This window comes from Micromonospora sp. NPDC003197, assembly GCF_053590565.1.
Genome location: NZ_JBSFTE010000027.1, coordinates 25,406 through 40,197 on the forward strand (window position 1 = coordinate 25,406; position 14,792 = coordinate 40,197).

The following is a 14,792-nucleotide window of genomic DNA, read 5'->3' on the forward strand; positions in this document are numbered from 1 at the left end:
GGTCAGTCCAGGGTGAGTAGCACCTTGCCCAGGTGATCGTTGGACTCGATGATCCGATGCGCCTCAGCAGCCTGCGCCATCGGAATCCGCCGGTCGACGATCGGCCCGATCGCCCCCGACTCCACCAGCGGCCAGACCTCCTCACGAACCCCCCGTACGATCGCCGCCTTCTCCTCCACCGGCCGTGACCGCAACGCCGCTGCGGACACCGACCCGCGCTTGGCCAACAGCGCACCCAGATCCAGCTCCGCCTTACGGCCACCCTGCATCCCGATCACCACCAGCCGGCCGCCGGTCGCCAGCGCCGCCACGTTCCGCCCCAGGTACGCCGCACCCATGATGTCCAGGATCACGTCCGCGCCCCGACCATCGGTGAGCCGCCGGATCTCCTCGACGAAGTCCTGACTCGTGTAGTCGATCGTGTGCGTCGCGCCAAGCTGGCGAAGACGCTCGTGCTTCGCCGGCCGCGCCGTCACCACCACCGTCACCCCGAGGGCCACCCCGAGCTGGATGGCGAAGGTGCCGATGCCACTGCCACCGCCATGCACCAGCAGCGTCTCGCCCATGCTCAGGTGCGCCGACTGGACCAGGTTCGACCAGACCGTACAAGCCACCTCCGGCAGCGCGGCAGCCTCGACCGGGTCGACCCCCGCCGGCACCGGGAGCAGCTGACCCGCCGGCACCGCCACCCGCTCGGCGTACCCGCCGCCGGACAGCAGGGCACACACCACGTCACCCACCTGCCAACCCGACACCCCCGGGCCGGTCGCGCTGATCACCCCCGAGCATTCCAAACCCGGGTACGCCGAAGCACCCGGCGGCGGCGCATAATTCCCCTGCCGTTGCAGCAGGTCAGCGCGGTTCACCGCGCTGGCGCGTACGTCGACCACCACCTCACCAGACCCCGGCTCCGGATCAGGCACCTCCGTCCAGGTCAGTACGTCAGGTCCACCCGGCTCAGCAATCGTGATCGCACGCATGGGCACAGTCTTACCCCACCGCCGCGTCAGTCCACGCGCGAGCCAGGATCTCGTCCACGGTTTGCGCTGGCGTCTGCTCCGAGTTGTCCAACCAGAGCCCGAGGCGTGGTGTCTCCGTACGCAGGCCCGCGTCGAGCTGCTGCGGCGTCCAATCCCCGTACCCGGTCTTGGGGCGACCCTGCTCGCGAAACGCCACCACCTCCGGTCGTGGGGTCAGCACCACGACCAGCAGCGGACGGCTCTGGATCGCGTCGACCAGGTGCGCCAGGTCCGCCCCCAGCACCACATCCTGGAGTACGACCGTGAAGCCGGCGGCGAAGTAGGTGTCCGCCGCGTTGGCAGCGAGGGTGTAGCGCAGGTGCAGTTGCCGGAGCGCTTCGGCCTCGGTCTCCGGGGTCATCTCCGCCCGGCCGTTGACGATCATCCGGCGGAAGACGTCACCCCGCAGGTGTACGGAGCGGGGCAGCCGGCTGGCGAACTCCTGGGCGACGGTCGATTTGCCGGCGGCCATGATGCCGGTGATCAGGACGACGGCGGGTGGCGGTGGTGCGGTGCCCGGCATGTCCTCGATCATCCCAGTGCCCGGGTGGTGGGGGCACCCGGCCCGGGAGACCGGCGTGGCACACTAGGGGCGGCTGCGTGCGTTACCGGACGTGGCTGAGGAGGGTTCGCCTAGCTGGTTTATGGCGCCGGTCTTGAAAACCGGTAAGGGAGCAATCTCTTCGTGGGTTCGAATCCCACACCCTCCGCTCTCCTGGACAGCAATAACGCCCCCTGACCAGCGGCGTCGCACTGGTCCGCCAGGTACGCAAGTGGTTGCTCTCCAGCTGCTTGGCGTCCCCGGATCCTCGGAAGGGGCGTGCCCGTTGCGTGCCAGCTTCGGCGGTCACCGATGGCAACGGTCAAGCCCGGCAGGTTCTCCGGGTGTCTCGCCCTGGCAGCAAGGGCAAATTTCCAGGCTGCTCGGCCCATAACGCCGTCGTCGTGACGGCTACGAGTCCCACCCGTGTTCCGGCTGGACCTTGCCTGCTACGCCGAGTGAACAAGTCGTACGACCGTCGTGATCGAGGCGTATCGGCGGAGCGATACGACCGTCTTGCAGCCGTCAAGTTGCCGGCAGGTACATGGCGATCCAGTTCCTCAACCGTTTCAGCACCAATGGGCGGACGTCGACCATTTCGATCCGCTCGGCGACTACTGCTGGTTCGATGAGCCCGGCTCGGATCAGCGCGTTAGCGAAGGCGTAGTCCTTCTCCCTGCCAGCGACCAGCTTGGACACGACGCAGTCGTGTGGTTCGAGCGTGTAGCCGCGCCCCGGTTGGGTGCTCTGAGACTCCACCAGAACTAGCCGATCCCGCCACCCATCGGGCAAGGTAGCGGTCGACACACTCACGCCCTGGGCGTAGTAGCCGTTCATCTCGTGAAACGGTGAAAGCTCGCCGATGGCGCCGTCGACCTGGTCAGCCTTCTGGTCGTCCGGGTCGTTGAAGAATGCCACGTCGACCTCCATCGAGGCGGTGGCTTCCAGCGGAAGTCTGCTCTCCGGGATCGCCCCCAGCACCGACTGGCTGCCGATGACGAGGACGTCTGGGTCTCCGGCGATTTGGCATGCGGACCGCAGGACATGCTCCAGTTGCTCGCGTCTCATGCCGCTCGTTTCCAGCCGCTGCGTGTGAAGGAATCAAGAACCTTTTTGCGCTGGGCCTGTGATAGGACCCCAGCAAAGGGCGAGTTCTGTCGGAGCTCCACAGCTTCCGGATCATCCGAGGTCAGCACCTTGAGGACGGTGTCGACGCCTTCGTTGATTTTGTCCTGCCAGCGCTTCAGCCACACCTCGGTCATGGTTTCTCGGTGCTGCCGGAGGAGTCGATCGAGATTCTCCCTGGCCTTGCCCAGTACCTCGTCTGGGTCGGTGACCAAACTGCCCGCTACCGCTTGGTGTAGCCACAGTGACTTGAGCTGATCACGAGTCAGCTTCGGCTTGGGGCGCAGCAGAGCCTCAACATGGTCCCGCTTGATTCTCCGATGCATGCCGACCTTCACGAACGGCAGTTCTCCACGCTCGCACAGGTTGACCACCTGCTGGCGTGACGACCCCAGCAGCTTGGCAGCCTGACCGGTGGTCAGAAGGTCTCCACTCACCGTCGCCATAGTTGAAGCATGCGCTACAAACGCTAAAAACGCAACTCGCTTGCTCGCATTCCCCCGGGTCAAGCCTTCGTTGGACCATCTTGGTCAGCGTTGCAGGCCCGCGTCACTCAGCCTTGACCTGCGCCCGACGGTGCGGGCGCCTTCTGGTGGACGGATTGTGCCAGGCTGCGATATCCATGCCCTTCTGCGTGATCAACGGCTCCGTGCCGACGCTGACCGGCGGAAGAAGCGACAGGGCTGTTCGTTCTTGAGCGCGCTGTTGAGGCGACGGCGGGTCTCCTGCCAGTTGCGCGCCATCAGCGTTGTCCCTTCGCGATCTTGCAAATGGGCAGCGCGATGAGGAACGGACTCGCCGCGCCGCCAGCATCACTCTGCGAGCCATGAATATTCCGGTGCCGGATAGATGCTGACTCTGCCATCCCGGATTTGCCACGTCTCGGCACCACCCCGCTCATCTGTTAGGACGAACAGGCCCCTTGGTCCGTCGCCATCTTCATCAGGCGAAATTGCAGCCAGTTCCTCGACCTGGATGCGGAGCCAAGGCACCTCCTGCTCTCGGATGTCCCCGCCGTAGAAGACGTAGAGGGACCAGTTGAAGGGGCTAGCCGCCACCGACGCCACCGATTCCCTGGCCACTACCCCTTGGCGCTGATGACGACCAGGAACCACCGGACCCACCGGGGCCGGTGCGGATGTGTGGTGACCTGCAGTGAGCCGGCATCGGCGGGCCGTTCGCCCACGTGGCTACCAGGGCAGACACCGGCGCGACGCTGTACGCCCCGTCGATCCTGGCCGTAGCCGGCCAAGGGAGTCGAGTCGGCCGTTGCTGCTTCGCGGTCCGGCGTGGGATGAGGCGCCCACCACGGTCCTGTGTGGATCGCTGCTGACTTTCGGGCAGCAGATTCGTGCCGCACATGCTGTCGCAGGCATGGGAGGTCGTCGGTGACCAGCGACGACGATTCCGAGCTGTACGCCCTGGCCCGCCAGGCCAGCCTGTTGCACGACACCCGTTGCGAGCCATGGGCATCGCGCACTGTCTGCCCGCAGTGCGAGCCCGACGGCTGCATGCTCGACGAGTGGTCGCGGGAGTTGTTGCAGCTGCCGCCCCGCTGGTCGGTGTGGGCCGCGACCCACCAGCACCTTGTCCGCCCCGCCTGGTCGTGTGGCACCTGCGGGCAGCCGTGGCCGTGCTCGCCGGCTCGCGTCGAGTTGGGTGAGGCGTACGTCGATGATCCAGTTGGCCTGCTGGTGCACATGTGTCGATTGCTGATTCTGGCGGCGGGCGAGACGACCGTACCCGTCGATGAACTGCAGGAACGGTTCCTTGCCTGGTCAGCGATGGTCCGGGGAGGATGACTGGCAAACCGGCACCGGGAACCCTGCTCAAGATCGATCAGCGAGCATCGGCCCAGTTCGTAGGTCAGCCCGGCTTCGCGTTTCGGGTGATTTCGGTGTGCGACAAGCCCACCTACCGGGGCTGGGCGTGGATCACCGGCTACGTTCTCGACCAGCATGGAAACGCGACCGACATGCGGGAGATCTTCGTACGCCTCGCCGGTCTGCATGCCATCCGATCAGATCGCAGCCCAACCAGAATGACGTCATCCAAAACACCGCTGATGCTTCCAGTCTTGGATCGGAGACCGGCCAGTGAACGCTTCGATCAACAATGGACAGCGCCTCGCGTTGATGATCACTGAGCCTATGTCGTCGCTGATCAGTGCGCCTCTCGGCTGGGCGGGTAATCTGACGTGGAAAAACGCGGAGTCGGAGGACTGCTACGAGCCAGCTATCATTACGGCTGATCGACATCGTGTGGGAATTGCGCCTATAGATGCGCGAAACCCGATCCGACGGTCGTCCGGCCGCGGATCGGGCCCACTTCTCCAAGCTACTGCCCGAAGCTGTCCTTCACGTTAACGGCTGCAAGGCCGGTCGTCCAGGCAATCAGGGGAGATCATGTCGTCCTTTGACGAGTTCTTTGCACAGGCAACCGGTAACTCGCCGTACGCTTATCAAGCCCGACTGGCGCGCGATGGTCTCCCGGTCGTGCTTCAGGCACCGACGGGCTCGGGAAAGACCGGCATCATCCTCGCCTGGTTGTGGCGTCGACTCCACGGGCCAGATCGCGCGGCGACCCCGCGCCGGTTGATCTTCGCGTTGCCGCAGCGCACGTTGGTGGAACAGGTGGCGGGTCAGATCGATGGGTGGCTCAAGCGGCTCGGTCTGACCGACGAGGTGTCGCTACATGTCGTGATGGGTGGGGCGGGCGGCAGACAACGTGCGTGGCAGCTGGACATGCACCGTCCGGCGATCGTCGTCGGCACCGTCGATTCGCTGGTGAGTAAGGCTCTCAACCGGGGCTACGGGATCTCACGGGCCACCTATCCGATCGACTTTGCGCTGGTCACCAACGGTGCGCAGTGGGTGATCGACGAGATTCAGCTCGCCCCCGAGTCGACTACTACTCTCCGCCAGCTTGCCGCTTTCACCGGCCTCGGTGGTGCTGCGGCCTGGCCGACGGCTGAGCCGTTCGGTCTGACCTGTATGTCCGCCACGGTTTCTGCGGAGCTTCTGGCGACGGTGGACAATCCGCTGCCCGGTGACGACGAGATTCTTCGGATCGAGCCCGCCGATCGGGTCGGCGAGCTGGCGAGACGGCTTACCGCCGAGCGTACGATTCGCCGATTGCCGGTGGAGCCGGGCGACTACAGGGCGTTGGCGCAGGCCGTACGAGATCGGCACCGAGCCGGGACGCTGACGCTGGTGGTTGTGAACACCGTGGCGGCGGCTCGGGGTGTCTATGCGGCGCTTCGTTCGGGGTCTACGCCCTGCACGCTCTTGCACTCCCGCTTCCGGGGCTTGGATCGGCAGGTTGTTGCCGACAAGGTGCTCGACCCGCCCGGCGAGCGTGGCCACATCGTGGTGTCCACGCAGGTCATCGAGGCGGGTGTTGACCTCGACGCGGCGGTGTTGTGCACCGAGGCAGCGCCGTGGCCGAGTGTGGTGCAGCGGGCTGGGCGGTGCAATCGGGCCGGGAGGCTCGCTGACGCTGAGTTGTGGTGGCTGCCCCCGGCGAAGCCGGCACCGTACGAGGACACGGACGTGCAGGCCACCGTCGCCGAGTTGACGGCGCTGGAGGGAAGCACGCGGACCGGTGAGGGGTTGATTGCCAGATCGGTGCCGACCTTGCCGGCCGAGGTGAGCGTGATCCGGCGCGGTGACCTGCTCGACCTGTTCGACACGGCACCGGATCTGAACGGCGCTGACGTGGACGTCAGCCCGTATGTGCGGGACGCCGAGGAGCAGGATGTGCAGCTCACCTGGGCGCACTGGGAGCCGGAAGACAGCAGCGGTCGGCCGCCAGCTTTTGCCAAGGCCCCAGAGATGGCCTGGCGGTGTCGAGTGCCGCTCGGCGAGCTGCGGGCGCTGGCGAAGCGGGTTGCGGTGTGGTGGTTCGACCAGGGCGACGGAGTGTGGACGCGCGTCACCGACGGTTGGCCGGCTCGATCTGGTGAGGTGCTGGTCGTGGCTCCGGAGGCGGGTGGCTACGACCCGGAGACCGGTTACGACCCGTCGAACAAGCGGCCGGTGTCGAACTGCCCGCCGCTGCCGCTAGGCCTTGATCCTCGGGTGAACGTCGATCCGGCGTCCGGTCGTGACGCGGCGTTCGGCCAGGACGATGCCAGCACGATGCAGCCCGGTTGGCTGTCCTTGGAACAGCACAGCGCGGATGTCCGTACGCAGGTAGCCGCGCTGATCGACGCGATCGATCCAGCACTCTCCGACGAGTTGAGGCAGGCTGCGGTTTTGGCCGGCAACAGCCACGACTGTGGGAAGGGCCATCCAACATGGCAGGACGCGCTGTGCGTGCTGGCTGGCGAGGCTGACCGGCAGCGGATTGAGGCCGGGCGACCGTGGGCAAAGTCCGGCATTGATCGTCCGCTCAAATTTGCGGGCGGTATCAACTTCCGCCACGAATTTGCCTCGCTGCTGCTGCTCGATGGGCCGCTGCGTGGCCTACTCGACGAAGCGGCGGTGCCGGATCTCGTCCGCTATCTGGTGCTGGCCCATCATGGCTCGATGCGCGTCCAGGTGCGCGGACCAGACGACACCGACGCGAAAACGCTGCTCGGGTTTACCCAGGCCGAGGTGGTGGCCGTACCGGCGATGCTGGGGCAGCCGGCCGGGGAGTTGACCGTCGACCTAGACCAGTTCGGGCTCGGCGGTGAGCGTTCGTGGACGCGTACGGCGCTCGGTTTGCGGGACCGGTACGGCCCGTTCGTTTTGGCCTACCTGGAGACCCTGGTACGCATCGCCGACTGGCGGGCCAGCGCCTTCATGGATCTCGTGACGAACGAGGAGGCGGCGTGACCCGCCAACTTGAGTGACCACATGAGTGAGCCGCGTACGGAGACCGACCGGTGCTGGGTTCGTAGAGTTTCCGTACGACGTAGCGTTTAAGTCGAGGTCTATAGCTATTCAGGCGGGGAGGGACGCGATGCGAATCGGCGAGCTTTCGGCCCGGACCGGGGTGAGCGCCCGGTCGATCCGGTACTACGAGGAGCAGGGACTGCTCGTGTCGATGCGTACGACGAGCGGCCAGCGGGTCTTCGCGGAGGCGGCAGTCGAGCGGGTCGTACTCATCCAGCGGCTGTTCGATGCCGGCCTGAGCAGCAAGCGCATGTACCAGTTGCTGCCCTGCATGACGAACCCGGACATTCGTACGCCGTGGTTGACCGATCGGCTGCGCGAGGAGCGGGAGCGCATCGTCGCGGAGATGGCCCAGCTCGCCCGTACGGTGTCGGCGCTGGACTGCATCGTCGACGACATGACCGTTGACGAGCGGGGCGGCAGGTCCGCAGTCCGCGCCGCCGTGGGATGAGACCAGCGACACTTCGGGCTTGCCCCTGACACCAATGTCAAGTCTTAGCGTGCGAGGCATGACAGCGCACCTCACCTTGCACCCGGCCGTCGAACTGCCAGTGTCGCCGCTGGCACCACTGCTTGAGCCGGCCACGTTCGCCGGTATGTCGTTGGCCTCCCGGTTCGTCATGGCACCGATGACCCGGTTCCACTCTCCGGGCGGGGTGCCTGCCCCCGAAGTGGCTGGCTACTACCGGCGTCGGGCCGAGAACGGTGTCGGGCTCATCGTCAGCGAGGGAATCTGGGTCGACCATCCCACCGCCGGCCACGAGGACACCATACCGAGGATGACCGCGGGTGCCGCCGAAGCGAGTTGGCGGCACGTGGTCGACGAGGTGCACGGGGTCGGCGGTCGGATCGCCGCACAGTTGTGGCACCTGGGCAGCCTGCGTGACCCGGTCGACGGAGTGACGTCGTGGACGCCGTCCGGGGTGCCCGAGCCGGGTCGGCCGGCAAGCCACCCGATGACGGTAGCGGAGATCGACGAGCTGCTGGAGTCGTACGCCGAGGCGGCCCGGGTCGCGGCCAGGGCCGGGTTCGACGCGGTGGAGATCCACGCCGCGCACGGCTACCTGCTGGACGAGTTCCTGTGGCCGTTCACCAACCGGCGCACCGACGCGTACGGCGGCTCACCGGCACGGCGGGCGGCGTTCCCGGCTGCGGTGGTGCGCGCCGTCCGCGAGAACTTCCCCGCAGACCGGCCGGTGATTGTGCGGTTCTCGCAGTTCAAGGAGCGGCAGTTCGACGCCCGGATTGCGGAGACCCCCGCTGAGTTGGACACGATCCTGACCGCGTTCGCCGAGGCTGGCGCGGACGCGCTGCACGCGTCGCAGCGGCGGTTCTGGCAGCCGGCGTTCCCCGGCTCTGGACTGAACCTTGCCGGCTGGGCGAAGCGGCTCACCGGACTGCCCACGATCACGGTGGGTTCGGTCGGTTTGACCCGTGACTTCCTGCGGCCGGGCAGCCCTGAGTCGGTTTCCGGCCTGGTCGAGCGGGTGGCGGCCGGTGAGTTCGACCTTGTCGCGCTCGGCCGGATCCTGCTGGGCAACCCCGCCTGGGTCACCCACGCCGCCACCGGACGACTCGACGACATCTACGACTACCAGAAGTCCCACGAGGACACCTACTACTGATTTGCTGAAGGTCGTCGGTGGTGGACCGTGAGGCCCGACCCCGGGAATCTCGGATGCCCTGTTCGGCCCGATCAAGCATGATCGCAGCTGTGCGCTACTTGATCTCTCACCCCGACGCGATGGCCGAGCTTGGCGATCTGGACATCGCGCTGTACGACGGCACGCAACCCGTGCCGGCAGACCTGGACGATGTCGAGTTCTATGCGGTTCCGTTCGGGATCATCGATCCACGCTTCTGCGAGCCGATCACTCGGATGCCCCGGCTCAAAGTGGTGCAGACCCTGACCGCCGGCTACGACCATGTGCTGCCGTACCTGCGGCCCGGCCTGACCCTGGCCAACGGTCGGGGCGTACACGACACGGCCGTTGCCGAGCTGACCGTGGCGCTCATCCTTGCCGCCCGGCGCCGGCTGCCGGACTTCGTCAAGGCGAAGGGCGAGGGCCGCTGGACCCCGATCTGGTCGACCGGGCTGGCGGACGCCCGGGTGCTGATCGTCGGGTACGGCTCGATCGGCGCCGCGATCGAGCGCCGGCTCGCCGGGTTCGAGGTGGAAATCAGCCGGGTGGCCCGGAGCGCCCGCCCCGGCGTACTGCCAATCTCCGAACTCCCGGAAATGCTGCCGCACGCTGACGTCGTCATTTTGGCCACCCCACTGACCCCGGAGACCGAGGGGCTGGTGGACCAGGATTTCCTCGCCCGGATGGCCGACGGTGCCCTCCTGGTGAACGTGGCCCGGGGCCGGGTGGTGGATACCGAGGCGCTCCTCGTCGAGCTGAACGCGGGTCGGCTGCACGCTGCCCTGGATGTCACCGAACCTGAGCCGCTGCCCGCCGACCATCCGCTGTGGTCTGCGCCGAACCTTCTGATCAGTCCACACGCCGGTGGCCTGACCGCCGCGTTGGCACCCCGAGCCCGCCGGCTGCTGGTCGACCAGGTCCGCCGGTACGCAGCGGGCCAGCCGCTCGCGAACGTCGTTGTCGCCCCGTAACTGTCGCGTTCCGTCGGGGCGACCGTAGGGTGCTCGCCCTAAAGGGCTGCTGGCTGCACCCGGTGTCCGCACAACCGACCGGCGGTGCTGGTCAGCGGCCTTCGAGATAGCGGAGTACGGCGAGCACCCGGCGGTGGTCGGTGTCGGATGCCGGCAACTGGAGCTTCACGAAGATGTTGGCGATGTGCTTCTCGACGGCCCGTTCGGTCACTACCCACGACTTCGCGATGGCGGCGTTGGTACGCCCTTCGGCCATCAGCGCGAGCACTTCCCGTTCGCGTGGGGTGAGTGTGGCGATGCCGTCGTTACGGCGTCCGGCACCGAAGAGTTGGGTCACCACCTCGGGGTCCAGCGCGGTTCCGCCGTTTGCGACCCGGGTGAGCGCGTCGATGAAGTCGTCGATGTCGACGACCCGCTCCTTGAGCAGGTAGCCGACGCCGGCGGAGCCTTCGGCCAGCAGTTCACCGACGAAGCGGGTCTCGACGTACTGGGAGAAGAGCAGGACCCCGAGCCCGGGGAACTGTCGGCGCAGTTCGATGGCGGCGCGTAGCCCCTCGTCGGTGTGGGTGGGTGGCATCCGGATGTCGATGACCGCGACGTCCGGCCGGTCCGCGGCGACGGCGGCGTGCAGTGCGGCGGCGTCGCCGACGGTGCTGACCTGGTGGCCGCGCAGGGTGAGCAGTTGTGCCAGCCCTTCGCGGAGGATGGCGGCGTCCTCGGCCAGGATGATGCGCATGGCGGCCCTCAGGTGTGTAGCGGCAGGTCGATGGTGATCACGGTAGGCCCGCCGGTCGGGCTGACCAGGTGGAGGGTGCCGTCGACGGTGTCGATCCGGTCGATGAGCCCGCGCAGCCCGGTGCCGCCGTCGAGGTGCGCCCCGCCCCGCCCGTTGTCGCCGACCTGTAGTCGTAGCCGCCCGGCGTGTTGGGTGACGTTGATGGTGGCACGGTCTGCGCCGCTGTGTTTGGCGACGTTGGTGAGTAACTCGGCGGTGCAGAAGTAGGTGATGGTTTCGATCGCGGCGCTGGGCCGGGTGGGGAGGTCCGTACGCAGGTCGACCGGGATCGGGCTGCGGGTGGCGAGGGTGGCGATCGCGGCGTCGATTCCGCTGTCGAGGACGGGCGGGTGGATTCCCCGTACGACGTCCCGCAGTTCGGTGATGGCGGCCTTGGCGTTGTCCCGGGCGGTGGCGATCAGGCTGCGGGTCGTTTCGGAGGCGTCGTCGCCGAGCGTTTCGGAGACCATGGTCAGGTTCATGCCGAGCGCCACGAGCCGGGCCTGTACGCCGTCGTGCAGGTCGCGTTCGATTCGGCGCAGCGTCGCGGCGGCGTCGTCGACGGCATGTGCCCGAGTACGCCGTAGCTCGGCGATTCGGGCGGTTGCCCGGTCGGGGCCGAGCAGGCTCCGGACGAGTAGCCGGTCGAGCAGCAGTGCTGCGCGTATGGCCCAGGGGGCGAGGAGCAGCAGCACCGCGCCGCCGGCACTGACCAGCAGCAGCCCCGGCCAGGTGTCGAGGACGAGGTTGCCGAGGATGAACCCACGCCGGGTCACCCCATATTCGTCCACAGTGGTCAACTGGTTGACGTCGAGCGCATGCTGGATCGGATAGGTCAGCGCGATCAGGCCCCACGCCCAGGTGATGGTGACCACCCACAGGTTGAGCAGGGACACCGGCAGGGCGGCCAGCAGATATCCGATCGTCCGCCAGCCGACGGTGTCGCGGAGTCCGGTGCGTACCCGGCCGAAGAAGCCCGGGTCGGGGCGGAACGGCTCAGGGTGTTCGACGCTCTCGCCGAGCAGGGCATGGGCCAGGCCGAGGCGTACTCGGGCCAGGCCCCGGGCACCGGGCACCAGCACTGCCAGCAGGGGCACCCCAAGGGCGGTGACCGCCAGGCCGGCGCTGAGAAGGAAACCGACCACGACGTAGGCGATGCCCAGGAAGGTGAGCGGTGCGCTGCCGATGGCGTACGTCAATTCCGCCCAGCTTCGTCGGCTGATTGGTGCCCGCAGCACCTGGCCGACGACCGTGCGTACGTTGTTCACCTGCGAATTCTGTCGGGTCAGCCGAGTAGGCCGCGCACGAGCCGGCCCTGGAGCCAGGTGAGCCCCTTGACGATCCACGGCATCACCAGCAGGAACGTCAACCCGCCGAAGAGGGCGTGGAAGGCCCAGGCGCCGGCCATGCTGGGGCCGCCCCAGGCGTCTGGCCCGCCGGCCGGCATGCCGAGCAACGGTCGGGCCGGGTAGGCGAGGTTGAGCAGGGCGATCGACCAGCCGTAGCCAGTGACCACCATGACCAGGAGGTTGAGCGGGGCGGCCAGGACGGCGTGGAGCAACGCCCGTACGCCGGTCCGTCGTGGTTCGGCGACGTCCAGGCGCAGCAGTGCGCGGGCGACACGGCGCTGTAACCGGCCCGCCGGCCCGCCGACCAGGGCCAGCGGCACGCTTACCAGCCCGACCGGCAGGGCAACCATGGCGTACGCGGTGCGCCGCCAGGTGTCGGCCGTGAACGGGGTACGCAGCCAGGCCAGGGCAGCAGCGGTACGACGAATCGACGAACGGTGGGTCAGCGTGGGCATGGCGACCATCGGGGGCACCTTTCCGAGGAGCAGAACGTGATGTCTCCATGCTTGTCGGTGAGGGGCGACAAGCCCATCGTGCGGCCACGGAACCTGATGGTTCGGTTAACCGAACACTCAGGTTCGTCGTGCAGGCTGGTGGCCTTGCCGGACCCTGCTAGGCAAGTTCGAGTGGCGAAAAGCGGCGGTCGGCGGCCTGGGCAGCGAGAATCTGATGGTGACCGGGCGTCGGCGGCACCCTGAGCAACAGGAGATATATCGATGGAAGTGACCCTGCTGGGCTGGGTTGTGACGATCGGGGTCATCCTGGCCCTGCTGGCGTTGGACCTGTTCGTCGGTGCGTTCCGACCGCACGTGGTCAAATTTCGCGAGGCCGCCGCCTGGTCGGTCTTCTACATCGCCGTGGCGGTGGTCTTCGGCCTGGTCTTCGCCAGCATTGTCGGGTGGGAATTTGGCACTGAGTATTTTGCCGGTTACGTCGTCGAGAAGAGTCTCTCGGTCGACAACCTGTTCGTCTTCGTCATTATTATGTCGACGTTTGCCGTACCCCAGGAGCATCAGCACAAGGTGCTCACCTTTGGCATCATTGCCGCGTTGATTCTGCGCGTAATCTTCATTGCGCTCGGTGCGACCCTGCTGACGTACTTCTCGTTCATGTTCTTGATCTTCGGCCTGCTGCTGATCTGGACCGCGATCCAGATGTTCCGGCACCGCAACGAGGACCCCGATATCGAGACCAATCTGTTGGTCCGGACCACCCGACGGTTGCTGCCGGTGACCGACGAGTACGTCGACGGCAAGATGACCACCCGCATCGACGGGCGTCGCATGTTTACCCCGCTGTTCGTGGTGCTCATTGCGATTGGTGGTACCGACATCCTGTTCGCCCTGGACTCCATCCCGGCGGTGTTCGGGGTGACCGACCAGGCCTACATCGTCTTCGTGGCCAACGCATTTGCGCTGCTCGGGCTGCGGGCGCTGTTTTTCCTGGTTACCGGGCTGCTCGACCGGCTGGTCTACCTGTCGGCCGGCTTGTCGGCGATCCTCTTGTTCATCGGAGTGAAGCTCATCCTGCACTGGGCGCACGTCGATCTGGACCCCAGCGTGCCGGAGATTCCCACGCCGATCTCCCTGATCGTCATCATCGGAATACTCATAATTGCCACCGTTGCCAGCCTGATCAAGACCCGCCGCGACCCCAACGCCCGCGCCCACGCAGGCGTTGTCGCCGGCAAGCCGCTCGCTAAGGAAGATCAGTCGCGGCGTTCCTCGTCGTAGCAATCAGAGGTCCGTGCCAGGGAAGCGGCTCTCGGCCGTGCACCTGTGTTAGGAAGGGCCCCTTCCTATCGCTTTTTGTATAGGAAGGGGCCCTTCCTAACACCCGGACTGCACCCGGCAGCCTCCCTCAGGCGTTTCGCTGCGGTGGGCGTAGGCCGGCGAGCGCGGTCTCGACGAGGGTGTCCGCATACTGCGCGGTGAGCGGGCCGCTGCGCAGCAGCCAGCGGCTGAGCAGCGGCCCCCACAGCAGGTCGACGGCGAGGTCGAGGTCGAGGTCATCGGGGAGCTGGCCGGCCTGCTGGGCGCTGCGAAGTCGCTGCTTTTTCAGCTCCTTCATCGGCGCGTCGAGGCGTTCGGCGTAGCTGGCGGCCAGCGCCGGATCGTGCAGGATCTCGGTGGTCAGCGCTCGCATCGGCTCGTCGTACCGGGGGTCGTTCAGTTCGATGACGGTGCTGCGCAGCACCAGTTTCAGGTCGGCTTCGAGGTCGCCGGTGTCGGGCAGCCCCTGCTGCTCGTCGTTCCCGGCGCTGAGCGCCAGGAACGCGTCGAAGAGCACCGCGCCCTTGGAGGGCCACCAACGGTAGATGGTCTGTTTGCCGACGCCGGCCCGAGCGGCGATGCCCTCGATGCTCAGTTTTGCGTAGCCGACCTCGCCGACCAGTTCGAAGGCGGCGGTGAGGATGGCCTGCCGCGATGCCTCGCTGCGCCGGGAGGAGCTGGGGCGTCTTTCCTGCGTCGTCACGGGCGACAGCATAA

14 protein-coding genes, 1 tRNA gene and 1 pseudogene are annotated in these 14,792 nt (G+C 66.9%); 8 read left to right on the forward strand and 8 right to left on the reverse strand.

The window, feature by feature from the left end; translation table 11 throughout:
* Positions 1–2 precede the first annotated feature (2 nt).
* Positions 3–980, reverse strand: coding sequence for an NAD(P)H-quinone oxidoreductase (locus ACWDV4_RS24615; RefSeq protein ID WP_449982941.1), 978 nt, complete (start codon positions 978–980; stop codon positions 3–5).
* 10 nt (positions 981–990) lie between these two features.
* A complete protein-coding gene (locus ACWDV4_RS24620; protein WP_449982944.1) occupies positions 991–1,542 on the reverse strand; it encodes an AAA family ATPase in 552 nt (183 codons plus the stop codon).
* Between the two features lie 99 nt (positions 1,543–1,641).
* On the opposite strand from ACWDV4_RS24620, the gene ACWDV4_RS24625 reads away from it, so the two are divergent.
* Positions 1,642–1,729 (forward strand) — tRNA-Ser (locus ACWDV4_RS24625).
* Between the two features lie 356 nt (positions 1,730–2,085).
* Here ACWDV4_RS24625 and ACWDV4_RS24630 read toward each other — a convergent pair.
* Together ACWDV4_RS24630 and ACWDV4_RS24635 are read right to left on the reverse strand one after the other, a co-directional pair.
* Positions 2,086–2,628, reverse strand: coding sequence for a DUF6036 family nucleotidyltransferase (locus ACWDV4_RS24630; RefSeq protein WP_449982947.1), 543 nt, complete (start codon positions 2,626–2,628; stop codon positions 2,086–2,088).
* Positions 2,625–3,131, reverse strand: coding sequence for a helix-turn-helix domain-containing protein (locus tag ACWDV4_RS24635; RefSeq protein ID WP_449982949.1), 507 nt, complete (start codon positions 3,129–3,131; stop codon positions 2,625–2,627). The genes ACWDV4_RS24630 and ACWDV4_RS24635 overlap by 4 nt, the downstream gene beginning before the upstream one ends.
* Positions 3,132–4,073: 942 nt before the next feature.
* Between ACWDV4_RS24635 and ACWDV4_RS24640 the strand changes: the two genes are divergently transcribed.
* From ACWDV4_RS24640 to ACWDV4_RS24665, 6 genes and pseudogenes are all read left to right on the forward strand, one after another.
* Positions 4,074–4,487 (forward strand): hypothetical protein, encoded by a 414-nt coding sequence (locus ACWDV4_RS24640; protein WP_449982952.1) that lies wholly within the window; start codon positions 4,074–4,076, stop codon positions 4,485–4,487.
* Positions 4,484–4,735 (forward strand): annotated as a pseudogene (locus ACWDV4_RS24645) (hypothetical protein); the annotation flags it as partial. The gene ACWDV4_RS24640 and the pseudogene ACWDV4_RS24645, both read left to right, overlap by 4 nt.
* 355 nt (positions 4,736–5,090) lie before the next feature.
* Positions 5,091–7,505 (forward strand): type I-G CRISPR-associated helicase/endonuclease Cas3g, encoded by a 2,415-nt coding sequence (cas3g, locus tag ACWDV4_RS24650; protein ID WP_449982955.1) that lies wholly within the window; start codon positions 5,091–5,093, stop codon positions 7,503–7,505.
* A 127-nt stretch (positions 7,506–7,632) separates the two neighbouring features.
* Entirely contained in the window at positions 7,633–8,016 is a 384-nt protein-coding gene (locus tag ACWDV4_RS24655; RefSeq protein WP_449982958.1) for a MerR family transcriptional regulator, read from the forward strand.
* Between the two features lie 58 nt (positions 8,017–8,074).
* Positions 8,075–9,190, forward strand: coding sequence for an oxidoreductase (locus tag ACWDV4_RS24660; protein WP_449982961.1), 1,116 nt, complete (start codon positions 8,075–8,077; stop codon positions 9,188–9,190).
* 89 nt (positions 9,191–9,279) lie between these two features.
* The gene (locus ACWDV4_RS24665; protein ID WP_449982964.1) at positions 9,280–10,179 is read left to right on the forward strand and encodes a 2-hydroxyacid dehydrogenase; all 900 of its coding nucleotides are present in this window, start codon (positions 9,280–9,282) and stop codon (positions 10,177–10,179) included.
* Between the two features lie 91 nt (positions 10,180–10,270).
* On the opposite strand, the gene ACWDV4_RS24670 is transcribed toward ACWDV4_RS24665, so the two are convergent.
* Genes ACWDV4_RS24670 through ACWDV4_RS24680 form a run of 3 tightly spaced genes read right to left on the reverse strand, consistent with a single transcriptional unit; the run spans position 10,271 to position 12,767 of the window.
* Positions 10,271–10,915, reverse strand: a complete 645-nt coding sequence (locus ACWDV4_RS24670) for a LuxR C-terminal-related transcriptional regulator (protein WP_449982966.1) — start codon at positions 10,913–10,915, stop codon at positions 10,271–10,273.
* An 8-nt stretch (positions 10,916–10,923) separates the two neighbouring features.
* Positions 10,924–12,222, reverse strand: coding sequence for a sensor histidine kinase (locus ACWDV4_RS24675; protein WP_449982969.1), 1,299 nt, complete (start codon positions 12,220–12,222; stop codon positions 10,924–10,926).
* Between the two features lie 17 nt (positions 12,223–12,239).
* Complete coding sequence (locus ACWDV4_RS24680; protein WP_449982971.1) at positions 12,240–12,767, reverse strand: hypothetical protein; 528 nt, start codon at positions 12,765–12,767, stop codon at positions 12,240–12,242.
* A gap of 252 nt (positions 12,768–13,019) precedes the next feature.
* Here ACWDV4_RS24680 and ACWDV4_RS24685 point away from each other — a divergent pair, with 252 nt between their 5' ends.
* On the forward strand, positions 13,020–14,036 hold the full coding sequence (locus ACWDV4_RS24685; RefSeq protein ID WP_449982974.1) for a TerC family protein: 1,017 nt from the start codon (positions 13,020–13,022) through the stop codon (positions 14,034–14,036).
* A 127-nt stretch (positions 14,037–14,163) separates the two neighbouring features.
* Here ACWDV4_RS24685 and ACWDV4_RS24690 read toward each other — a convergent pair whose 3' ends face one another.
* Entirely contained in the window at positions 14,164–14,778 is a 615-nt protein-coding gene (locus tag ACWDV4_RS24690; protein ID WP_449982977.1) for a TetR/AcrR family transcriptional regulator, read from the reverse strand.
* Positions 14,779–14,792: the final 14 nt, after the last annotated feature.